Genomic DNA, 19,842 nt, shown 5'->3' on the forward strand with positions numbered 1-19,842 from the left:
ACAGCCCGCAACATCGGCAAAATATTCGCTGAACAAGAATGACGTAATCGGGCGGCGCGAAGGTCCCTGAAACTCCCCGGCCGGTCGTCTCCGCGGTGGGACGATGTTTTCCCCGATCCGTTCTCAAGGACTTACGGACCATAGCAAGGCGGCCGACAACTACCCGAAAATTCTGGTCGGGACGGCCGGACTTGAACCGCCGACTCCTTCCTCCCAAGGCAAGTGAAAAGGTTTACGGGAAAAGCCGGTATCGACTGAAGTTTCACATTTTCAAGCGCTTACAAATGTGCCGCCGGTATACGAAGTATAGAGAAAACCGGCTATACAGGCAGGTGTTGGTAAATTTTCGGTAAACATCGATCGATCCATCACTCCCCTCTTTTCTTCCTTTCCTTAGGCAAGTGTTTGCCGATCTCGTTGCGTACGCGTCGAGCGAGGGCGACCGCCCGTCGCGCCTCGGTCAGAGAGATCTCCTCGAAATCGCCCGGGTAGCGCGCCTCCGTCGCGTAGACAGTGAACCTGCGCTGCTCCGGAACCGAGAGCTTCGGCCGGACGTTTTTCGGCATCAGCGAAAGGAGCCGGCCCAGATCATGGGTCTTCGGGGAATCAATGTTCCTCGAAGCAAGATACGCCTTGATCGACTTCTCGATGCACTGTTGCGCATGGAAACATACCGTATCCGTCGGGCATTCTTCGCCCAAGGTCAGCGTGTGGGTTGCGGTCTTCAGGTCGTTTTCCGCTTTGGCCGTCCATTCGCCAACGACTTGCATTATGCGTTCACGGTCTGGCATACACCACTTTCCCTTCCCGTGCAGCGGGCTTTTCGATCGTTCCTGCGATCTCCTTCCGCCAGGCAAACTCGTCAGGCGTCGTCACGATGATATCCTTCGGAATCCGAATGTCGTCCAGCGCCACCGCGATCTCGATTGCCTTGTTCCGCTTTGACCCCCGCACCGGCATGACGACCAGAAGATCCACGTCGCTATCAGGCCCGGCATCTCCCCGGGCGTGCGACCCGAACAGTACGATCCGTTCCGGTCCGAACCGTTTGACGATCCGCCGTACCATGGTGTCGATCTTCCGCTGGACACCGGACGCCTTCATTTTTCACCTCGCGTTTCGCCTCGACTATGGGCCTTCAATGTCAGCGCTCGCCGGCCTCCGTTTTTTTCCTGGGTTCGCTTTCCACCGATAGATAACCCAGTCGCGCAAGCTCTTTCGCGACCAGATAACGGACAGCGGAGGAAAGACTGCGCTCCTCCTTGGCACAATAAGCCTCCAGCGCTTCGGCCAGCGCCCCGGTCAAACGAAGTCCCAAGAAACGTTCCTTCTTGTTCATGGCTTGATTGTTAAACATTTTATCTTGACAGGCAATGATTATTTTCGGATAATTTGTTTAACCTACGGATAATAAGGAGCGCCAGTGACCCCACATACCCAATTGTCGCTGATCAGACCTGGGGAGGTTGCGAAAATACTGGGCTGCAGCGTTGTCTACATCTACAAATTGGCCCAGCGTGGCGAACTTCCCTCTTATGTCTTTGGCCGCTCCGTCCGGTTTCATCCTCATGAGGTTTCCGAGTTTATCAAATCGCATCGCCGCAAGGATACGGAATAAAGAAGAATTATGCCTGAGAAAGCTGAGCATGGGAGTTTATAAGGTTACATATCCCTGGACCGGGAAAGTCTCCTATGGTGTCGATTACCGCGATCCCGGCGGGAGATTCCCGACATCGAGGATGCGTTGCGCGTCGGGCTCTACATGGTCCGGGGACCCGCCGCAACCGGCCGACTCCGCGCCGATCCTGCCCAGGAACCCAAGGTGCGATACCTCGCCAAGGGAACCGTCCCCGATCACGGGGAAGAGAGGGTGTCGTCCGGCCACCGGGACTACGACTCCCTGGAGTGGATCGCCCGGCTGACTTCCCACATCCCCGACCGGGGAACCCAGCTCGTCCATTACTACGGGGCCTACTCGAATGCTCATCGCGGAATCGCACACAAACGCGAGGCTTTCATCGAGGTCCCACCGGAGTATGAGCCGTCCGATCCTCCGCGACCTGACAGTGCCTGGCTTGCGGCCCGCCGGAAATCGTGGGCGCGTCTCATCCTGCGTGTCTACGAGGTCGACCCCCTCCTGTGCTCTTGCGGCAAGCGGATGCGCGTCGTGGGCTTCATCACCCAGGCCCCTGTCATCCGAAAGATACTCGACCACATCGGGCGACGCTTCGACCCCCTGAAACTTCCGGGGCGGTCGCCGCCGCTGTTGGATGATTTCTGCCCCGACCCGTTCCCAAGGACTTTCGGACCGCAGTAAGGCGACCGGGGGCCGGACTTCCCCCATCCACCCCTTTCACCTCCACGCCCGACGTATGCGCGGGTTTCGGGTTGATCCCCGTCCCATGGTGGGTATACCGACGGCGAAAGGTTGTCGGAAGCAGCGGCGGGCGGAGCGGCGGAGTTATTGATGTCGGACAGACCGACCCGGCCACAGAATCACGACAGCCGGCCAAGGGGGAAGGATCCTCCTGGTGAGACAGCTAAAAAAGAAACTTCCTATAGACCCAATCCAGAAACCGGGAAAATGCTGGTAAGATTTTGGTAATCATTGCGACAGAAGGCAATCACGGCAAACATGCAACTGCAGGAAAAGACTGGTCGGGACGGCCGGACTTGAACCGGCGACCCCTTGCTCCCAAGGCAAGTGCGCTACCAGGCTGCGCTACGTCCCGACTCTACGAACATAGTAAGCTACCCGAACATCCCGCTGTTGCGCAACTCCTGGATGATGAGCCGTATCGCCTGCCCGCGGTGGCTGATCTTGTTCTTCTCCTCGGGGGTGTGCTCGGCCATCGTCTTCCCGGACCCCTTGACGAGAAAGATCGGGTCGTACCCGAAACCGGCCGTTCCGCGCGGGACGGGCACGATCTCCCCCTCGACGCGCCCGGTGCTCTCCGCAATCACCCGGGAGGGGAGGGCGGCGGCGGCGGCGCAGAGGAACGCAGCCGTCCACGGCCGGGAAACGGGTTTCAGTTCGTAGAGAAGCACCGCGTTGTTTTTCTCGTCGGTCGCCTGCTCGCCCGCGTACCGGGCGGATCGGACGCCCGGCCGGCCGCCTATCGCGTCCACCGACAGCCCGGAGTCGTCCGCGATGCAGAGGATATTGCACTCCTTGGCGTAATGGAGCGCCTTGCTCCTCGCGTTCTCCGCGAAGGTTTTTCCCGCCTCGCGCGGCTCCGTTACGCTCGGGAGGTCGGGCAGCGTCAGGATCTCGACGTTCCTCTGCAGCCCCAACCCCAGCAACGCCTTGATCTCGTTGATCTTTCCCCGATTGCGGGTAGCGATCAGCAGCTTCACCGCTTTTCCCTCATCCACTCTTTCTGGAGCGCAAGGATCCGTTTCCCGGCGCGCACCGCCGCCTCGAGCATCCCGTCCAGCTGCTCCCGCGTGAACGGCTTCCCCTCCGCCGTCCCCTGCACCTCGATCAGGCTCCCGCTTCCCGTCATGACGATGTTCATGTCGACCTCCGCAGCCGAGTCCTCCGCGTAATCGAGGTCCACCAGGACACGTCCGCCGCACATCCCCACGCTAATCGCCACCACCGGTTCCCGGACCGGATTTCCCGGGATCGACCCGCTTCCGGCCAGCCGGGAACAGGCCTGCCACAGGGCGATCCATGCCCCGTTGATCGAGGCGGTGCGGGTCCCGCCGTCCGCCTGGAGGACATCGCAGTCGACGGTGATCGTCCTCTCGCCCAGGGAGGCAAGGTCGACCACAGCCCGAAGCGACCTGCCGATCAGCCGCTGGATCTCCTGCGTGCGGCCCTGGACCCTCCCCGTGCGTCCCTCGCGCGGGCTGCGGGTGTCCGTGGCACGCGGCAGCATCGCATATTCGGCGGTCACCCAGCCTTTCCCCGACCCCCGGAGGAAGGGCGGGACGCGTTCCTCGACGGAAGCCGCGCAGATCACCTTCGTCTCGCCCAGTTCGAACAGCACCGACCCCTCGGCGTGCTTCTGCACCCCCGGCGTCACGCGAATCGGCCGGAGATCTCCCGCCTTCCTCCTGTTTGTGCGCATCCCTTTTCTCCGCCTCTTTCCCGCTCCCCTTACTCCCCGGAGAACGATTCGTCCTGACGACCGGCGCAAGGGCCGGGCGCACACGCCGGCCGGCAAGCCGAAATCGGGGTTTCGTATCCCGGTTCCTTCGATTATCCGGGAAAAAAACGTTCCGGGAAACCATTATTCGGGGGAAAAACCTACTTTTCTCCCCGCTTTCGCCCAAGAATTTTGACGCTTTTTCCCTTTTTCGTGGGCGCATTTTGGAAACGAACCACTTCTTAGAACCGGAACGGTGATTCCTTGATCGTAGGAGTTCCCAAAGAGACGTTCCCCGGGGAGCGGCGCGTCGCCCTGACGCCGGCCGTCATCCCCCTGCTCGTCAAGAAGGGGATCACGGTCGTGGTGGAATCGGGCGTCGGGGGGACGATCGGGACCGACCCGGCCCCGGGCGAGGAGATCTACGAGGGAAGGGTGAAGTCGGCCTCCCCCGAGGAGGTGGCGATGGTGTTCGACACGGCCCGGCGCGCGGTGATCGTACCCGGATACGGGATGGCCGTCTCGCAGGCGCAGCACGCGGTGCGCGACCTGGCCAACCTTCTCGAGTCGCGGGGGGTCGAGGTGGAGTTCGCCATCCACCCGGTCGCAGGAAGGATGCCGGGCCACATGAACGTCCTCCTCGCGGAGGCGAACATCCCGTACGACAAGCTGAAGGAGATGGACGAGGCCAATTCCGGGTTCGCGCAGACCGACGTCGCCCTCGTGATCGGGGCCAACGACGTGGTGAACCCGCTCGCGCGCACCGACCCGCAAAGCCCCATCGCCGGCATGCCGATCCTCAACGTCGACGAGGCCCGCACCGTGGTGGTGGTGAAACGTTCTCTCAGCCCCGGGTTCGCCGGGATCCCCAACCCGCTGTTCACAGCCGACAACACGCTGATGCTGTTCGGGGACGGCAAGAAGGCGATCGGCGAACTGATCGCGGCGCTCAAGGAGTTCTGATCGGAGAAATCCGGGAAGGAAAAGGATCCCCCTCCCGGGGGCCGCCGATCTTCCCCTCTCCTCCGGGGGAAATTCGAGTTTCACCGCACCGACGTGGTGTACGTGCGCGCCACCGAGGCGTTCGGGAAGCACGGGATCAAGCGACCGCCTCTCGGGTAGGGATTTGCCCTCCCCCCGGCCGTTTTGTATAATGAAAAAAGGCAAGTCCGGCTAGGCAATCCAAGACAAAAAGACGCCAAGGGAAGGAGGAAACCCCATGAATTGGGACCAGATTTCCGGAAACTGGAAACAGTACAAGGGAAAGATCCGGGAAAAATGGGGATTCTTAACCGATGACGAACTGGAGGTGATCGCCGGGAAACGCGACGCGCTCGTGGGAAAGATCGAGGAGAAGTACGGGATGACGAAGGCCCGGGTCGAGGAAGCGCTCGACGAGTTCCTCAAGGGGTTCGACAAGGCCGCCTGATCCGAACCCACGGCACGGGCCGTACCTCGGTCCGGCCCTGCCCAACCTCGTCCGCTTTCCCCTCGGGGGGAAAGCGGATTTTTATTCCTGTCCCCGCTTCTCCGGTGTTTTTCTTGCCATCCGATTCCCCGAGGCGGTATCGTCAACTATCACGCATACCAAACACCCCGGCTTGGGTAGCGGGGACGGGAGGCTGCCATGCGAAAGACAGGGATGGGGGTGGTTTTTCTGACGTGCGCTCTTGCGGGGATCGCCCTGGCCAAGACGGACGGCGCTTCCGTCTACCAACGGTGCACCAGTTGCCACGCGGCCACCGGCAGCGGCATCAGCGGGGTCTTCCCGCCCCTTGCCGGGCACGCCGCCAAGCTGGTCAACGCCGACCGGACCTACCCGGTCCAGGTGATCCTGTTCGGTCTCGAAGGCGAGATCGAGGTCGAAGGGAAAAAGTACAACGGGGCGATGCCCGCCTTCGGGAACCAGCTCAAGGACGACGAGATCGCGGCGGTGCTGAACCACATCCTGGCAAACTGGGGAAACGACAAGATGCTCCTCAAGGGGCACAAGGAATACACCTCCGCAGAGGTCAAGGCCCTGCGGGGGAAAAATCTCACCTCCAAACAGGTTCACGAGGCGCGGAAAAAGCTCAAGCGGAAATAGGGACGGAGTCCCCCCGGGCCGGGGACCGGAAGCCGATCCCCCGGTTGCCGCGCGATACGCTTGCCGAGAGGAGGTCGATCGACATGTACGGAATCACCGCGCAAGTGAGCCTCTACCCGTTGCGGCAGGACGATCTCTCCCCCTCGATCGACGCCGTGGTCGAGGCGTTTGCCCGTCACGGTCTCGAAAGGCAGACCGGGGCGATGAGCACCCTTGTCTGGGGCGACGACGAGAAGGTGTTCCCAGCCCTCGTCGAAGCCTTCCGCGGGGCCGCGGCAAAGGGTCACGCGGTCATGGTGATCACGGTGTCGAACGCCTGTCCCCGGCCGGGCAAGAGTGCTTTCGCGTAGGCATTCGGCTCCCGGGGACCCGGGGCGATGCGGGGGGGTTCCGCAGAGCGGCCTGTGGAGCGAATGGGCGGGGACACTCCTCTCCCGAATCCCGGAGATGAATCAGGAATGTCCCCGGTGAGCGGAACCGGCAGCGAGCGGGCGCAGGTCGCGAGCGTAGCGGATGCGGAAGCCCCCCGCGAGCCGGGGTCCCCGAAAGAGTGCGCGCCATTTCGTGGGGGCCGGAGAGCGCAGCAAGCCGAAGGAGCGGGGGCTTCCGAGGCTGCAGAGCGGGGAGTGCGGATGGCGAAAATCGAGCCCTATGAAAAACACGCCGACGCGTACGACGACTGGTACTCCCGGAACCGGTTCGCCTACGAATCGGAGCTTGAGGCGATCGGGCGCCTGTTGCCGAAAAGGGGAACCGGCGTGGAGATCGGCGTCGGGACGGGAAGGTTCGCCGCGAAATTCGGGATCCCCATCGGCGTCGAACCGTCGATGTCGATGGGGAAAATCGCCCGGGAACGGGGAATCGCGGTGATCCGCGGGGTGGCCGAAGCGCTCCCTTTCCGGGAAGGCCGGTTCGACTTCGTGCTGATGGTCACAACCCTTTGCTTCTTCGACGATGTGGAAGGGGCGATGCGGGAAGCGTATCGGGTTCTTGCGCCCGCCGGGTCGCTTGTGATCGGGTTGATCGACCGGGAGAGCCCCCTAGGGAAGGGGTACGAGGAGCACAAGGGCGAACACCTGTTCTACCGGGATGCTACCTTCCGTTCGGCCCGGGAGGTCGCGGCGTTCCTCAAAAACGCCGGCTTCCGAACCTTCTCCTTTTGCCAGACGATCTTTCGGGACCCGAACGGGATGGACGTCTCGGATCCGGTCCGGGAAGGGCACGGCGAGGGCTGCTTCGTCGTCGTCCGGGCGGACAAGTGATCACCATTTGCTGTGGACGCCGGCCCGATGGTTGGTGGGGCCATGGCCGCTTCCCAACGCAAGTCCGCTCCGGATCGCCTCGGTGATATACTCCTTGGCCCGCTTGACGGCTTCCGGCGGCGAAAGCCCCTTGGCCAGTCCGGCGGCGATGGCGGAGGCGAAGGTGCATCCGGTTCCGTGGGTATTTTTCGATTCCAGCCGGGGTGATTGCAGCAGAAGGAAATCGCTCCCGTCGTAAAGCACATCGATCGCCCGGGATTCGATGTCCAGGTGCCCGCCCTTCACTACCACCCACCGGCACCCGATGTTCTTCAGCTCCCGCGCCGCGTCCTTCATGGCGTCCAGGTCCCCGATCTTTTTCCCCAGCAGCACCTCGGCCTCGAAGATGTTGGGGGTGATGACCGTGGCCAGCGGCAGGAGATCCTCGCGGATCGCCCGGCGGGCCTCTTCGGCCAGCAGGGGATCGCCGCTCTTGGCGATCATGACCGGGTCGACGACCAGATTGGGAATCCGGAACGTGCGGACCGCCTCCGCCACCGTTTTGACGATCGCGGCGTTGGAGAGCATCCCGGTCTTCGCGGCATCGGCGCCGATGTCGGTCATGACGCTTTCGATCTGCTTCCGGACGAATTCCGGGGAGATGTCGAAAATCCCCTGCACGCCCACGGTATTCTGGGCGGTAAGAGCGGTGATCGCGGACATTCCGTGCACGCCGAAGGCCATGAACGTCTTCAGGTCCGCCTGGATGCCCGCGCCTCCCCCGCTGTCGGAGCCGGCGATGGTAAGCGCCCTTTTCATCGTCCCCTCCCCTTCCGCGATTCCCGCTTCCTGGTAAAATGGTCCCAGCCGGTGGGAGTCAACGGAGTTCTTCTCCCCCGGGAATCCACCAGGCGGTAGCCGTCGTCCCGCCCCACGATTTTCCCGATTTCCGTGACCGGAACCCCCGACCTGCCGGCGGCGGATCGCACTTTTGCCGCCGGTACGCGGGGGGGGACGGTGAAGAGCAATTCGTAATCCTCCCCGCTGTGCAGGGCGAGGTCCAGGACCGACTTTCCGGCTTTTTCCGCGATCTCCCCGAGATATCCCGGAAGCGGCAGCCGATCTTCCTCGATTTCCGCTCCCACCCCGCTCCGGGTGCAGATGTGGAACAGGTCGCTGGCCACCCCGTCGCTCAGATCGATCATGGAAGTGGCGATGCCGGAACGCGCAATCCGCCGGCCCAGATCCACCCGGGGTGTCGGCAACAAGTGGCGACGGACGAGCTCCCGGTATTTTCGGGGATAGGCTTTCCCGAACATCGAAAGCACCTGGAAACCCGCGCCGGACGACCCCAGTTTCCCGCTGACGAAGATCCGGTCGCCGGCCCGGGCCCCGTCGCGGGTCAGGACCCGGGAGAGATCGGCTTCCCCGAGCAGGGTGACGTCCACGATCAGGCAGTCCCGGGTCTGCGCCAGGTTCCCCCCCACGATCCGGGCCCGGTGGGGCAGCAATTCATCCCGCATTCCCTCGAACAGCCGGTCGTAGCTTCCCACGGGGAAGGCGGCCGGGAGCCCCAACGAAACCAGTGCATACGTGGGCCTTCCCCCCATGGCGGCGATGTCGCTCAAGTTCACCGCCATGGCGCGGCGCCCCAACTGGTAGGGGGTGATCTGCTCGAACCGGAAATGACGGCCTTCCACCTGGATATCGCATGTCAAAAGCAACGCCCGCCGTCTATCCATCCGGATCACCGCGGTATCGTCGCCGATGTCGACCAGGAGATCCTTGTTCCCGGAAGCGGGAAGAATGTCTCTGATCCTGTCGATCAGGGTGAACTCCCCCATCTCTCCCACGCGTTTGCGGCCTCTGGGAGGAGCCCGTCTCATGCGCCGCCCAGCACGGATTTCAGCTGTCTTGCCGCCTGTGCGATATCGTCCGCCGCGACGATCGCGGAGATCACCGCCACGGCAGTTGCTCCCGCTTCCCGAACCCGCCGGGCATTTTCCGCCTTGATCCCCCCGATCGCAACGATGGGGAGCCGGGAAACCCCGCGGATCCGCGCGATCTGTTCCAGGCCCTGGGGCTCTCCGGCATCCGACTTGGTCCCCCGGGCCTCGAACACCGGGCCCACCCCGAGATAATCCGCGCCGTCCTTTTCCGCCAGGAGAGCTTCCTCTCCCGTCTCCGCCGTGACCCCCAGGATCTTGCCCGGTCCCAGGATCCTGCGCACCACGGAGGCGGGCAGGTCGCTCTGGCCGACATGGACCCCGTCGGCGTCGACGGCCAGTGCGATATCGAGGCGGTCGTTCACGATCAAAGGGACCCTCGCATTGCGGGTAAGCTTCCGCAGAGCGAGCGCGACCTGGTAAAGCGCTCCGCCGGAGGCGGTTTTGTCGCGCAGCTGGATGACATCGGCCCCGCCCCGGATCGCCGCTTCCGCCACCTCGAGGTGGGACCGCCCGCGGGAAAGCTGCGCGTCCGTGATGAGATAGAGCCGCCAACGGTCGATCGAGATCCTGTCGGTCATCGCGGGAACCTCCCCGGCTTAGGAAGAGATCTCGGCGGGCCATTCCTCTTTTTTCCAGCTCATGTCGAAAAACAGGTATTCGAACCGGGTGCTCGATTCGTAAAGCTCATACCAGCCGGTTTTCCGCCGCGCGGAGGAATCGCTTGCCTGTTCGTCCATTTTTTCGATGAGCCCGTCGGCAAAAACACGAAACTCCCGGGAGGAATAGGTCCGGATCCAATCCCGGTAATGGGGGATGTCCGGGAGCCCCTGCGATGCGAGCCTCTGCGCGATCTCCACGTAGCCGCAGGCACAGGGGATCAAGACCGCCAGGATGTCGGACAGGTCGCCTTCGTAGCAGGTCCGCACCAGCAAACCGGTATAGGCGGATGTGATCATCGCCTTGCGGGTCCTGGCAAGCTCTTCCGCCGGGATTCCGAAATCGGCGCAGATTTTCCGATGGAGCTCCATTTCCGTGTTCAACGTGGCATGGAGGAGTGTGGCGAAGGTCCCCATCTCCTCGAGAACCCGGGATTTCGCGCTGGCCAGCGCAAACACCCGGCTGAAATCGATCAGATACGCGTAATCCTGTTTCAGGTAGAATTCGAACCGGTCCCGGGAGAGGCTGCCGTCCCCGATCCCTCGGACGAAAGGGTGCTCGAAAATCGCCCGCCACAGGGGGTCGGCCCTTTGCCGCATTTCCCGGGAAAAGGAGGCGTTCGCCATGGATCTCTTCTCCTATCTGCCCTGGGATGCCGCTTTGCCGAAGGCGGCCCAGAAAGGGTCCACTTTGGGATGAACCAGTTCCCGGGACTTCCCGTGTTCGAAACATCGCAACCCCTGCCGCGAATCCACGACCTCCCCCACCATGCTGACGAGGATTCCCTTGTCGCCCAGCCGCCGGACCACTTCCTGCGCCTTGTGCGGCCGGCAGGTGAGAATCAGGGTCCCCTCGCTGATCGACGTGTAGGGGTCGATGTCGAACAGGTCGCACACCTTCCGCACCGGGTCCTGCACGATGATCTTCTCCTTGTCGATCGTCATGCCGACTCCCGACGCCTGGGCGACCTCGAACAGGCCGCCCCATACGCCGCACTCGGTCGCATCGTGCATGGAGGTGACGCCGTTTTCCCGCACCCCGACCTCCACGGCGGTGAGGGCATCCTCCACGACCGACATCTGCCAGAAGATCTCCTCGGCTTCCCGGGCCACCTTCTCCCCGTATCGTTCCGCCACCCGTTGGGGGAAGGTGACGGCGAACAGGCCGGCGGCTTCGATGGCCGCCCCCTTGGTGATGAGGACGGTATCCCCCGGCCGCGCCATCGTTGGGGTCACGTATCGGTCTTTGGGCCCGATGCCGATCACGGTGGCCCCGCCGATCATGGGATATTCGCACCCTTCGTAGCGGCCGGTGTGCCCGGTGATGATCGCCATGCCGATCTTGTCGCACTCCCGATGGACCACCGCCCATAGCGCCTCGAAGTCCTCCCGGGTCATCGACAGGGGGAGATTCAGGTCCATGGTGATGTAGGCCGGCCGGATCCCGGAGGTGGCCGCATCGGAAGCGAGGATGTGGACGGCGAACCAGGCGGAACGTTCCCATCCGTAGGGGGGGACGACGAAGATCGGATCGGTCGTGGTCACCATCACCTTTCCGTTGCCCAGATCGACGATCCCCACATCCACCCCATGCTGGGGACCCACCAGGATTTCCGGACGCTTCCGGCCCAGTCGGGGGAGGATGACCTCATCGAAGATTTCCGAGGATACCTTGCCGATGGCGGGCATCTGCGCTTTCACGTCATCCTCCTGTCGAACCGTCAGAAAAGGGGAACCGGAAGACATGTCCCGTCGCCGCCATGAGCCGCGGGGCAGGATCGGAATCCGGAAGGCGTGGTTTCATTATCCCGTTCCGGCGTCCGGATGGCAAGAAGCGGAAGCCAGAAGCGGAAGCCATCCGGGCGACGTTGATGGTATAGTGACCCGCATGAAGGCGCTCCTTTTGGAGAACATCCACCCGGGGGCAATCCCGGTATTTGCGGCTGCGGGGTTCGAGGTGGAGGCGGTCCCCCAAAATCCCGGGAAAAAAGCGCTCGCCCAGATGATCGGGGACGTGTCCGTCCTCGGGATCCGATCGAAGACCCGGATCGGACCCGACATCCTTGCGCGGGCCCCGCGCCTGTCGGCGATCGGTGCATTCTGCATCGGGACGGAGCAGATCGATTCCTCCGCGTGCAGCACGAAGGGGATTGCGGTCTTCAATGCCCCCTACAGCAATACCCGAAGCGTCGTCGAGATGGCCCTGGGCGAAATGATCATGCTCCTGCGGGGGATTTTCGAGAGCAGCAGCAGGCTCCACGGAGGCAGCTGGACGAAGACCGCCGAGGGGCTTCACGAAATCCGGGGGAAACGGCTGGGGATCATCGGATACGGGAATATCGGCTCCCAGCTGTCCACCCTCGCCGAGTCCCTCGGGATGAAGGTCGGTTACTACGACATCGAGGAGAAACTCTCCCTGGGGAACGCCCGAAAGTACCCCCTCAAGGAGCTCCTGGCGCGCTCCGACATCATCAGCGTCCACATCGACGGGCGGGAGTCCAACAGGAATTTCATCGGGGAGAAGGAATTCGCGGCGATGAAGGATGGGCTGATCTTCCTGAACCTGAGCCGGGGGTTCGTGGTGGACGTGGAGGCACTCGCCCGTCACATCCGGAAAGGCAGGATCAAGGGAGCCGCCGTGGACGTTTACCCCGTGGAGCCGGAAAGCAGCAAGGACCCTTTCTCCTCCGTTCTCCAGGGTTTGCCCAACACGATCCTGACGCCGCACGTCGGCGGCTCCACGGAAGAGGCCCAGGCGGGTATCGGCGCCTTCGTCGCGGAGCGCATCGTGTCGTACTTCGCCACCGGTAGCACCGTCTCGAGCGTCAACTTCCCCGTCTACCACCCGATGGGGAAGACCTACCTCCACCGGTTCGCGCACATCCATGAAAACATCCCGGGGATGCTCGCCCAGATCAACGATATGTTCGCACGACGAAACGTCAACATCGCCGGGCAACACCTGGAGACCCGGGGGGCCATCGCCTATGCGATCATCGACGTGGACGGCCCGTGCAACACGGGGATCCTTTCGGACCTCGAGGCGATCCCCGGCACGATCCGGGCGCGCCTCGTCTACTGACCGGGAAAGGAGCGACAGATGGCGATCCGCCCCAAGAGCTACAAGTACATGACATCCGTCCTGTGGAAGGGCGAGAAGAAGGGCACCCTGTCCGTGGCCGGGAAGCCGGCCGTCGAGGTGGCGACCCCCCCCGAGTTCAAGGGGCACGAGGGGATCTGGTCGCCCGAGGACCTCTACGTCGCCGCCGTGAACTCCTGCATCATGACGACCTTCCTGGCCTTCGCCGGACGCGCGGGCCTGGCCTTCGAGGGATACGAAAGCGAGGCGGAGGGGTTGCTCGAGTTCGTGGATGAACGGCTCGTCTTCACGAAGATCATCGTCCGCCCCCGGGTCACGCTGCGGCCCGGAGCGGACCGCAAACCGGCGGAGGAGATCCTCCACAAGGCGGAGAAAAACTGCCTCGTCTCGAACTCCCTCCGGACGGAGGTGATTCTGGAGCCGACGTTCGGGTAAGGCCCTCTTATTTCCCCTGGATCTCCTTCGAAGCCGGCGTCGAGCCGCCCGATACGCCAAGCCTGCCGCCGGTTCCCAGGCCTCCTTTTACCGTCTGCGCCTTGTAATTGCGCGTCGCCTGGACCAATTTGTTATACGAATCCATGAACGCAGCGATCAGGATCTTTCCTTCCGGCGTATTGGAATACCCTCCGGCGCCTCCGAACATGCCGCCGCCGACAGCACCGCCAAAGAGGCTGAAATCAAAGTTCTTCGCACTTCCCTCCGAGGCCGCCAGCTGAACTCCCGAGCGGTTGTCGATCAACAACAGCGTGGTGGATGCCTCGTTGGCCTTGAGGCCGCCCGCCACCATGCCCGCTACCCTGCCGACGCCGCCGAATAAACCACCCAGGGCTCCTCCCACGCCGGAGGTCCCCTTCTGGCTGAAGGTGATGTTCGGGCTCATCGTATAGTCGGCCGCGACCATCTGCCCTTTTTGGAATTGACTGCCTTCCCGCGTCTCTCCCGACTCGGTCAGCGAGCGCTCCTGCATCATGTTCTGCATGGCGCGTCCGCGCTCGACCACGACAAAGCAGTTCGATTGTTGAATCATGATTCGTAAAACAGGGATGGTCGAACCTAATTTGTATTGGGAAAGTTGGTGATACCATTGGGCCGTCTGGTCTTCCACGACGGCCATGGTGCCCAGCGTTTCATCGCATTTTTCCAGCTGGCTGCTCACGCCTTGCGCTTCCGAACCTCCCGCCGAGCCGGTTGCTACCGACCCGCCTCCCCCCAGCTTGGGTGTCGACCCTGCATAACCAGGCAAGATCAAGGCGGCGGAACCGATCACCATGGCGCACCAGATCGCGAAACTCCCCAGCCAAGGAACAGGATGCCCATCTCTTCTCATGTTTCCCTCCCGGGAAAACCGTAGTCGACATACCGCCCCTTTTAGACGCTTCGGGCGACGTCCCGGTTCAGTATAGCCATAAAGATTTCGGCAATCCACTTCGATCCGGGCGGCGAGCCGGAGCATCCCATGACCGGGTACGAAAGGGTGCTATTTCTGGTCCCGGGGAGAACCCTGACGGGTGCCAGGGAAAAGCGGGGCGACCGCGCCGCAATTTGCCAAATGCGCACGGTGGCGATAGTAATATTATCAAGGCTTTTCTCCGCATTAAAACCGCAGATACCTCAAGGAGATGGCCGAGGCGGCGTCGTGACGGAACGTACCCGCAGGGAGAGGAAATCGCGATGGAGAAACTCGCCGCCCCCGGGAAAGAGGCGGCAAAGGGCGCGGAAGAGGCGGTCAAGAAGATTTTCGGGAAATAGCGGCTTTCCGCTGCGCTCTCCGGTCCGCCTTCTCCCCTCCCTTCTGCATCGGATGTGGTATCTTCCTTGGATTATGGGAGTTGCCGGTCGGCAAACGGAGAGGGTCGCTTCCGGCCTCGACGTTCTTGTGGAAAAACGCTACGCCCCCCTGCGTGGGCTCGCGGTAGGGCTCATTTGCAACCCCACGGCGGTGGACCGGCGGCTGCGTCATGCCGCGGACCTGCTCCAGGAAGTGCGGGGCGTCCGGCTCGCCGCCCTCTTCGGCCCGGAACACGGCGTCCGCGGCGACATCCCGTACATGGCCGCCGTGGGAGACGAACGCGACCGGCGGACCGGGGTTCCGGTTCACTCCCTGTACGGAACCAATCCTGCGTCGCTTCGGCCCGATCCCGCGAAATTGCGCGGACTCGACGCGCTGGTCTTCGACATCCAGGACGTCGGGGCGCGCTACTACACGTACCAGGCCACCATGCTCTTCTGCATGGAGGCGGCGGCCCGCGCGAAGCTCCCCTTCTTCGTCCTCGACCGGCCGAACCCGATCGGAGGGCGTGCCGTGGAAGGACCGGCGCTTACGCCCGGATTCGAGAGCTTCTGCGGCGTGCACGACGTGGCGGTCCGCCACGGCATGACCGTCGGCGAGCTGGCCGGGCTGTACCGGGAGGAGCGGCGGCTCGACCTTTCGCTCACGGTGATTCCCTGCCGCGGCTGGCGGAGGGGGATGCACCAACGTGACACGGGGCTTCCGTGGGTCTTCCCCTCGCCCAACATGCCGACGCCGGAGACGGCGCTCGTCTACCCCGGAATGTGCCTCCTCGAGGGCACGAACGTAAGCGAGGGGCGCGGCACCACGCGGCCGTTCGTGCTGTTCGGGGCGCCGTGGCTCGACGGCGGCCGGCTGGCTCAAGCGCTTGCGGCCGATCGGCTGCCGGGGGTCCGGTTCCGGCCGGCAAGCTTCGTGCCGACCTGGGACAAGCATGCCGGGGCGCGCTGCCACGGCGTCGAGGTCGTCGTCGTCGACCGCGAGGCGTTTCGTCCTTTCCGGACCGGCGTGGCCTGTGTCGCTGCGGCCCGCGCCCAGGATCCCAGGCGTTTCCGATGGCGGACCAAGACCTACGAGTTCGTGGAGGATGTTCCCGCCTTCGACCTTCTGTGCGGCTCGGCCCGAGAACGGGAGGCGCTAGGGCGCGGCCGGGGGTGGCGCGACCTCGCGCCGGCGTGGGCCCGCGAGGAGCGGGCATTCGCAAAGCGGCGCGCCCGGCACCTTCGATACGACCCGTGACGGGCGGCGTCTGACGGCCCTGGACAACGAGACATCCGATGAACCCCCGGAGCTTTTCCCTGTTCCCTTTCCCGGGAGAGGGAAACGGGCCCGCCTGGAAGATCACGGGAACGATCGGGCGGCGTGTGAATACCCTGTCTCTTGGCTACACGCTCCTCGGCAATCTGTCACAAATCTCGATTCCCGCGCCGGGAGAGCCGCCGCGAAGGAGGAACCGCCTCTGGGAAGATACCTGCCTGGAGCTCTTTCTCGGGGAAGAGGGATCCGAACGCTATTGGGAATTCAATCTCTCGCCGGCCGGGCACTGGAATGTGTACCGGTTCGCGTCCTGCAGGAAGGAGATGCGGGAGGAGCCGGCTTTCTCGTCGCTCCCTTTCCGCCTTCGGACGGAACCGGAGGCCTTGAGGCTTTCCCTGGACGTGGGACTGGGGAAGATCATCCCGGCAGGCAGAACCATCGAGATCGCCGTCGGCGCCGTCGTCAGGACGGTTACGGGCAAAACAAGCCACTGGGCGCTGGTCCATCCCGGCCCCCGGCCGGACTTTCACCGGAGAGACGGGTTTGCATTGAGCATCCCCGCGGAGTGAGAGCGTATCCGGGGTCGAATCTTCCCGCAGGGCTTGCGGCGGGATGGGCATCGCCGTGTTCCTGCCGCCCAATGACCTTTGCGCAGCGTGCCGTCGTCGGGCGTGCTCGATACGAGGGCACGGGCCACCCCGGCACGATCCAGGATCGTGATCGCCGCTTCCGGCGGCAGGACCTCCCAGGCTTCCCGGTTGTAATGGACGTGAGCGTCGAAGAGGGGAAGATCGGATTCGGCCCGGGTGGCGCCGGGAAATAACCAGACGGTAAAGAGTACCGTCAGCGGAACGAGAAGGCGGGCGCCTGTCTTTCGGGCTCCGACGCGACTCCGCAGTCCTGTCGACATACCGGCCTCCCCATCCACGGGGGGGATGAAGAATCCAACGTTCAACGATCTGATTCGTGTCGGCCCCGACATGATTCGTGCCCTTGCAGCAATCGGAAGACTTGCACCATAATTTGGTTAGAGATTCACCCATAATTTGGTGGAACGTGTGAATGGTGAACCGGATCGGCTTGGATCGCACGGCAGGACGCCCGGGCTTCCCCCGCGCTTGGCTGCTATTGACGGCTACCTTCCTGTGCGCCGTTTTACGCTCCGCGCCGGCAGGAATGCCGGAACCTCCGACCGCCGCCGCTGCCCAGGGGCTGGAAGCAAGCACGCACGAACTCGTCAATGACCATCGCCGGGCCATGGGGCTTTCCCCGCTTGCCTACAACGCCCGGATCGCAGCGGTCGCCCGCCGGCACAGCGAGGACATGGCGGCAGGACGGGTCCCGGCAGGCCACGAGCGCTTCGAATCGAGGAAGCGCGATATCACGAACATGATCCCGTGGAGCAGCATGGCCGAGAATGTCGGCATCAACGACTACCCGCCCTCCGAAACCGTGCGGGCCGCGCTGTCCGGGTGGCTGGGCAGCCGGGGACACCGGGAAAACATCGAGGGCCGTTACGACCTCACGGGAGTGGGAATCGCCCGCGACGTCCGGGGCCGCTACTACTACACGCAGATCTTCGTGAGGAGGAAGACATAGGGAGCTTTGCGGTCCAGCCGCAGGTGCGGGCCACTACCGAGAGTTCGGTGATAACGCCCACGACCCGCATTCTCTCCCCACGACATCGCCTTCGACCCCCGGGTCCTCAGGGAAGGCTTCCCGCTTGAGCGCCATGCCTCTGTGGGCGTTGGAATAGGCTGCGTAATAGTAAGCCAGCGGAACGGCACCTTCGTCCGGAGGGGATGACGCGGCGATTCCGGGAACGATTCCCGGCGAGCCGGCGTCTAATCTTCGGGAGGAAGGAGGATCGTCATGAACGAGCGGGTCGGGAAAAGGGGAACGGGAACGGGATACCGCGAGGGGATCGTCGGGACGTTTCTCGTCGCCCTGATGTTTTTCACCTTCGTCTTCCTCTGAATCACCGAGGAGGCGTGGCCGGCCGTGCCGCCGGCCCCCGAGGGGGTATCGGTGCATTCTTCCGTGCCGGGGACGACGGGACCGGACCCCGGTCCCTCCGGGATCCGGTTTGACGAAGGGGGCGCGTGGACCTTTTGACCCGGGGAATGTCGCGGGGAGAGCCCCTGATGGATGATCGGTCTCAAACCGGATCGATACGACAACCTTCCGGCTGGGCCCGCAGAGGCATAGCAGCGGGTCCGCCTCGAAAGACGTGCCGGATCAGAAGCGCTTAAGGAACGGCGTCTTTGACGGATCCAGTCGCTCTTGTCAGGCGGCTCCGCCTCGGATCCGCCTCCGGGGGAGACCTCCAGGGCCGGGTCACACAAGAAGTACGCTTCGCGCCGACGTGCGATTCCGCGGTGGGCGTTGGAATAGGCCCCGTAGCAATGAACTGGTATTCCAAACGGAATTGAGGCCGGAGGGCGGCCCTCCGCGGGCCGCCCCCGGGATCGTCATTTCGCCGCGGTCTTCTCCATTGCGTCGGAGATCAGCTTGATCCCCTTGCGGGACTCTTCCACGGAACGGGTCAGCGACTCGCGCGCAAGCGAAGGGTTGTGGAAGCCGTCGGAATTTTCCGCCGTCCACCACTCCCACAGGACGTGGCTTTTCTGGTGCTGCTCCTGCGCCTCCTTGATCACCTCGGCGGGAAGCCCCGCCTTCCTTCCCTCCACGATCTTGTCGATGAGGGCGGCGAGCCAGAATTCCGCCTTGCGCATCTTCCCCTTGGTGAAGTTGCGGACGGAGTCGATCTCGTACGCCGCCCGGGCCTCCGTCAGGTTCGGGTGGCACTTCGACGTAAGGCACGTCTGCTTCAGGTAGTTCCGGGGGCTGGTCTGCCAGTGGGAGGTGTACACCTTCCCCTTGGCGTTCCTCACCTTCGGCATGTGGCAGGCGTTGCAGCTTGCCCCCGCCTTGTCGTGCACCGAGTTCCAGAACGTTTCCGCCTCCGGGTGCTGCGCTTTCCACAGCAGGCCGCCGGTGAGGCCGTGCTTGAAGTCGCGGAAACCCAGTTCGTTGTAATGGTCGTAGATCGCGAGGACGTTCTTGAACGGGAAGTGGTTCGTCCGCTGATCGGTCGCCTTGATCGAGTATTCGCCCGTCTTGGAGTCGAACCCCGGGTTGCAGTTGTACTCCACGTGGCACTGCCCGCACTGGAGCTTCGCGTCGTATTTTTCCAGCAGGGCGATCTTGCGGAAACCCCCGCGGAACTCCTTCACGTCGATCTTCGTGGCCTTGGGATCCTTGTGCCAGAGCGTGTCCTTCTCGGGACGGGTCAGGGCCTGGATCAGTCCGTCGCGCACGATCCGAGGCTTCGCGGCGTGGGGGTCGTGACACAGGAAGCAGTTCATCGCGTTGTTCAGGTCCCGGACGAACTCCACCACATTGGAGGTCCGGTCCCATTTCGCCTTCGGGTCCTTGTCGCCCATGTACTTCCATTGGAGGATCGTGTCCTGCGTCTTGCACTGCATGCAGGTGGGGTTGGCCGCGGCGGCGGATTCGGGGAGAAACGCCTTGTGCTCCTTGGTATCGGGATACTGGTCCACGAGGACGTCCCACGCCTTCACGGGGCCCGGCATGGATACGTACCCCCAGCCGTCCTTCGCCTGGAACCGGCCGCCGTACGCGCGGTCCACGATGAGGTGGTCGACGA

Annotated in this window: 23 protein-coding genes and 1 tRNA gene; 11 read left to right on the forward strand and 13 right to left on the reverse strand. The window is 63.4% G+C overall.

Annotated features, from left to right (window positions below; genetic code table 11):
• Nucleotides 1-368: 368 nt before the first annotated feature.
• From VJ307_06500 to VJ307_06510, 3 genes are read right to left on the reverse strand one after another with little or no spacing between them, the layout of a single operon-like run.
• The gene (locus tag VJ307_06500; GenBank protein ID HJX73791.1) at nucleotides 369-770 is read right to left on the reverse strand and encodes a HEPN domain-containing protein; all 402 of its coding nucleotides are present in this window, start codon (nucleotides 768-770) and stop codon (nucleotides 369-371) included.
• Between the two features lie 7 nt (nucleotides 771-777).
• On the reverse strand, nucleotides 778-1,104 hold the full coding sequence (locus VJ307_06505) for a nucleotidyltransferase domain-containing protein (GenBank protein HJX73792.1): 327 nt from the start codon (nucleotides 1,102-1,104) through the stop codon (nucleotides 778-780).
• 40 nt (nucleotides 1,105-1,144) lie between these two features.
• Nucleotides 1,145-1,357 (reverse strand): hypothetical protein, encoded by a 213-nt coding sequence (locus VJ307_06510; GenBank protein HJX73793.1) that lies wholly within the window; start codon nucleotides 1,355-1,357, stop codon nucleotides 1,145-1,147.
• Between the two features lie 387 nt (nucleotides 1,358-1,744).
• Here VJ307_06510 and VJ307_06515 point away from each other — a divergent pair, with 387 nt between their 5' ends.
• Nucleotides 1,745-2,317, forward strand: a complete 573-nt coding sequence (locus VJ307_06515; protein ID HJX73794.1) for a transposase — start codon at nucleotides 1,745-1,747, stop codon at nucleotides 2,315-2,317.
• A gap of 338 nt (nucleotides 2,318-2,655) precedes the next feature.
• Here VJ307_06515 and VJ307_06520 read toward each other — a convergent pair.
• The 3 genes from VJ307_06520 to rph all read right to left on the reverse strand — a co-directional run bounded on the left by VJ307_06520 (nucleotide 2,656) and on the right by rph (nucleotide 4,076).
• Nucleotides 2,656-2,732, reverse strand: a tRNA-Pro gene (locus VJ307_06520).
• Between the two features lie 19 nt (nucleotides 2,733-2,751).
• Nucleotides 2,752-3,357 (reverse strand): RdgB/HAM1 family non-canonical purine NTP pyrophosphatase, encoded by a 606-nt coding sequence (rdgB, locus tag VJ307_06525; GenBank protein ID HJX73795.1) that lies wholly within the window; start codon nucleotides 3,355-3,357, stop codon nucleotides 2,752-2,754.
• Nucleotides 3,354-4,076 (reverse strand): ribonuclease PH, encoded by a 723-nt coding sequence (rph, locus tag VJ307_06530; protein ID HJX73796.1) that lies wholly within the window; start codon nucleotides 4,074-4,076, stop codon nucleotides 3,354-3,356. The genes rdgB and rph overlap by 4 nt, the downstream gene beginning before the upstream one ends.
• A gap of 282 nt (nucleotides 4,077-4,358) precedes the next feature.
• On the opposite strand from rph, the gene VJ307_06535 reads away from it, so the two are divergent.
• The 5 genes from VJ307_06535 (at nucleotide 4,359) to VJ307_06555 (ending at nucleotide 7,442) form a co-directional block, all read left to right on the forward strand.
• Nucleotides 4,359-5,057, forward strand: coding sequence for an NAD(P)(+) transhydrogenase (Re/Si-specific) subunit beta (locus tag VJ307_06535; GenBank protein HJX73797.1), 699 nt, complete (start codon nucleotides 4,359-4,361; stop codon nucleotides 5,055-5,057).
• Nucleotides 5,058-5,313: 256 nt separating this feature from the next.
• A complete protein-coding gene (locus tag VJ307_06540; protein HJX73798.1) occupies nucleotides 5,314-5,523 on the forward strand; it encodes a CsbD family protein in 210 nt (69 codons plus the stop codon).
• 198 nt (nucleotides 5,524-5,721) lie between these two features.
• Nucleotides 5,722-6,180, forward strand: a complete 459-nt coding sequence (locus tag VJ307_06545; GenBank protein HJX73799.1) for a cytochrome c — start codon at nucleotides 5,722-5,724, stop codon at nucleotides 6,178-6,180.
• Between the two features lie 83 nt (nucleotides 6,181-6,263).
• A complete protein-coding gene (locus tag VJ307_06550) occupies nucleotides 6,264-6,530 on the forward strand; it encodes a YkoF family thiamine/hydroxymethylpyrimidine-binding protein (GenBank protein ID HJX73800.1) in 267 nt (88 codons plus the stop codon).
• Nucleotides 6,531-6,812: 282 nt separating this feature from the next.
• Entirely contained in the window at nucleotides 6,813-7,442 is a 630-nt protein-coding gene (locus VJ307_06555; protein HJX73801.1) for a class I SAM-dependent methyltransferase, read from the forward strand.
• Here the strand turns inward: VJ307_06555 and thiD are convergent, their stop codons facing one another.
• The 5 genes from thiD to VJ307_06580 are packed head-to-tail and all read right to left on the reverse strand — an operon-like array spanning nucleotide 7,443 to nucleotide 11,727.
• Entirely contained in the window at nucleotides 7,443-8,240 is a 798-nt protein-coding gene (gene thiD / locus VJ307_06560; GenBank protein ID HJX73802.1) for a bifunctional hydroxymethylpyrimidine kinase/phosphomethylpyrimidine kinase, read from the reverse strand.
• Nucleotides 8,237-9,265 (reverse strand): thiamine-phosphate kinase, encoded by a 1,029-nt coding sequence (thiL, locus tag VJ307_06565; GenBank protein ID HJX73803.1) that lies wholly within the window; start codon nucleotides 9,263-9,265, stop codon nucleotides 8,237-8,239. The genes thiD and thiL overlap by 4 nt, the downstream gene beginning before the upstream one ends.
• Before the next feature lie 38 nt (nucleotides 9,266-9,303).
• Nucleotides 9,304-9,948, reverse strand: a complete 645-nt coding sequence (gene thiE, locus VJ307_06570) for a thiamine phosphate synthase (GenBank protein ID HJX73804.1) — start codon at nucleotides 9,946-9,948, stop codon at nucleotides 9,304-9,306.
• 18 nt (nucleotides 9,949-9,966) lie between these two features.
• Entirely contained in the window at nucleotides 9,967-10,653 is a 687-nt protein-coding gene (gene tenA / locus VJ307_06575) for a thiaminase II (protein HJX73805.1), read from the reverse strand.
• Nucleotides 10,654-10,665: 12 nt separating this feature from the next.
• Nucleotides 10,666-11,727, reverse strand: coding sequence for an AIR synthase family protein (locus VJ307_06580; GenBank protein ID HJX73806.1), 1,062 nt, complete (start codon nucleotides 11,725-11,727; stop codon nucleotides 10,666-10,668).
• 187 nt (nucleotides 11,728-11,914) lie between these two features.
• Between VJ307_06580 and serA the strand changes: the two genes are divergently transcribed.
• On the forward strand, nucleotides 11,915-13,108 hold the full coding sequence (gene serA / locus VJ307_06585) for a phosphoglycerate dehydrogenase (protein ID HJX73807.1): 1,194 nt from the start codon (nucleotides 11,915-11,917) through the stop codon (nucleotides 13,106-13,108).
• A gap of 18 nt (nucleotides 13,109-13,126) precedes the next feature.
• Nucleotides 13,127-13,561, forward strand: coding sequence for an OsmC family protein (locus tag VJ307_06590; protein ID HJX73808.1), 435 nt, complete (start codon nucleotides 13,127-13,129; stop codon nucleotides 13,559-13,561).
• A 7-nt stretch (nucleotides 13,562-13,568) separates the two neighbouring features.
• On the opposite strand, the gene VJ307_06595 is transcribed toward VJ307_06590, so the two are convergent.
• The gene (locus tag VJ307_06595; protein HJX73809.1) at nucleotides 13,569-14,453 is read right to left on the reverse strand and encodes a CsgG/HfaB family protein; all 885 of its coding nucleotides are present in this window, start codon (nucleotides 14,451-14,453) and stop codon (nucleotides 13,569-13,571) included.
• A 549-nt stretch (nucleotides 14,454-15,002) separates the two neighbouring features.
• On the opposite strand from VJ307_06595, the gene VJ307_06600 reads away from it, so the two are divergent.
• The 3 genes from VJ307_06600 (at nucleotide 15,003) to VJ307_06610 (ending at nucleotide 17,771) form a co-directional block, all read left to right on the forward strand.
• Nucleotides 15,003-16,154, forward strand: a complete 1,152-nt coding sequence (locus VJ307_06600; GenBank protein HJX73810.1) for a DUF1343 domain-containing protein — start codon at nucleotides 15,003-15,005, stop codon at nucleotides 16,152-16,154.
• Nucleotides 16,155-16,192: 38 nt separating this feature from the next.
• A complete protein-coding gene (locus VJ307_06605) occupies nucleotides 16,193-16,741 on the forward strand; it encodes a DOMON-like domain-containing protein (protein ID HJX73811.1) in 549 nt (182 codons plus the stop codon).
• Between the two features lie 559 nt (nucleotides 16,742-17,300).
• Nucleotides 17,301-17,771, forward strand: a complete 471-nt coding sequence (locus VJ307_06610) for a CAP domain-containing protein (protein HJX73812.1) — start codon at nucleotides 17,301-17,303, stop codon at nucleotides 17,769-17,771.
• A gap of 872 nt (nucleotides 17,772-18,643) precedes the next feature.
• Here the strand turns inward: VJ307_06610 and VJ307_06615 are convergent.
• Nucleotides 18,644-19,842 (reverse strand): ammonia-forming cytochrome c nitrite reductase subunit c552 (locus VJ307_06615; GenBank protein ID HJX73813.1); only part of this gene is annotated, 1,199 nt, incomplete at its 5' end.

The sequence above is a fragment of the Candidatus Deferrimicrobiaceae bacterium genome, assembly GCA_035256765.1.
In the GTDB taxonomy this organism is placed as follows: Bacteria; Desulfobacterota; Deferrimicrobia; order Deferrimicrobiales; family Deferrimicrobiaceae; genus CSP1-8.

Excerpts from the sequence above, each read along its gene's own strand:
- VJ307_06540 (HJX73798.1), top strand. The coding sequence starts at position 5,314 with ATGAATTGGGACCAGATTTCCGGAAACTGGAAACAGTACAAGGGAAAG.
- thiE (HJX73804.1), bottom strand. The coding sequence starts at position 9,948 with ATGACCGACAGGATCTCGATCGACCGTTGGCGGCTCTATCTCATCACG.
- VJ307_06590 (HJX73808.1), top strand. The coding sequence starts at position 13,127 with ATGGCGATCCGCCCCAAGAGCTACAAGTACATGACATCCGTCCTGTGG.
- tenA (HJX73805.1), bottom strand. The coding sequence starts at position 10,653 with ATGGCGAACGCCTCCTTTTCCCGGGAAATGCGGCAAAGGGCCGACCCC.
- VJ307_06555 (HJX73801.1), top strand. The coding sequence starts at position 6,813 with ATGGCGAAAATCGAGCCCTATGAAAAACACGCCGACGCGTACGACGAC.
- thiD (HJX73802.1), bottom strand. The coding sequence starts at position 8,240 with ATGAAAAGGGCGCTTACCATCGCCGGCTCCGACAGCGGGGGAGGCGCG.
- VJ307_06505 (HJX73792.1), bottom strand. The coding sequence starts at position 1,104 with ATGAAGGCGTCCGGTGTCCAGCGGAAGATCGACACCATGGTACGGCGG.
- VJ307_06605 (HJX73811.1), top strand. The coding sequence starts at position 16,193 with ATGAACCCCCGGAGCTTTTCCCTGTTCCCTTTCCCGGGAGAGGGAAAC.
- serA (HJX73807.1), top strand. The coding sequence starts at position 11,915 with ATGAAGGCGCTCCTTTTGGAGAACATCCACCCGGGGGCAATCCCGGTA.
- rph (HJX73796.1), bottom strand. The coding sequence starts at position 4,076 with ATGCGCACAAACAGGAGGAAGGCGGGAGATCTCCGGCCGATTCGCGTG.
- thiL (HJX73803.1), bottom strand. The coding sequence starts at position 9,265 with ATGGGGGAGTTCACCCTGATCGACAGGATCAGAGACATTCTTCCCGCT.
- VJ307_06550 (HJX73800.1), top strand. The coding sequence starts at position 6,264 with ATGTACGGAATCACCGCGCAAGTGAGCCTCTACCCGTTGCGGCAGGAC.
- VJ307_06500 (HJX73791.1), bottom strand. The coding sequence starts at position 770 with ATGCAAGTCGTTGGCGAATGGACGGCCAAAGCGGAAAACGACCTGAAG.
- VJ307_06595 (HJX73809.1), bottom strand. The coding sequence starts at position 14,453 with ATGAGAAGAGATGGGCATCCTGTTCCTTGGCTGGGGAGTTTCGCGATC.
- VJ307_06545 (HJX73799.1), top strand. The coding sequence starts at position 5,722 with ATGCGAAAGACAGGGATGGGGGTGGTTTTTCTGACGTGCGCTCTTGCG.
- VJ307_06510 (HJX73793.1), bottom strand. The coding sequence starts at position 1,357 with ATGTTTAACAATCAAGCCATGAACAAGAAGGAACGTTTCTTGGGACTT.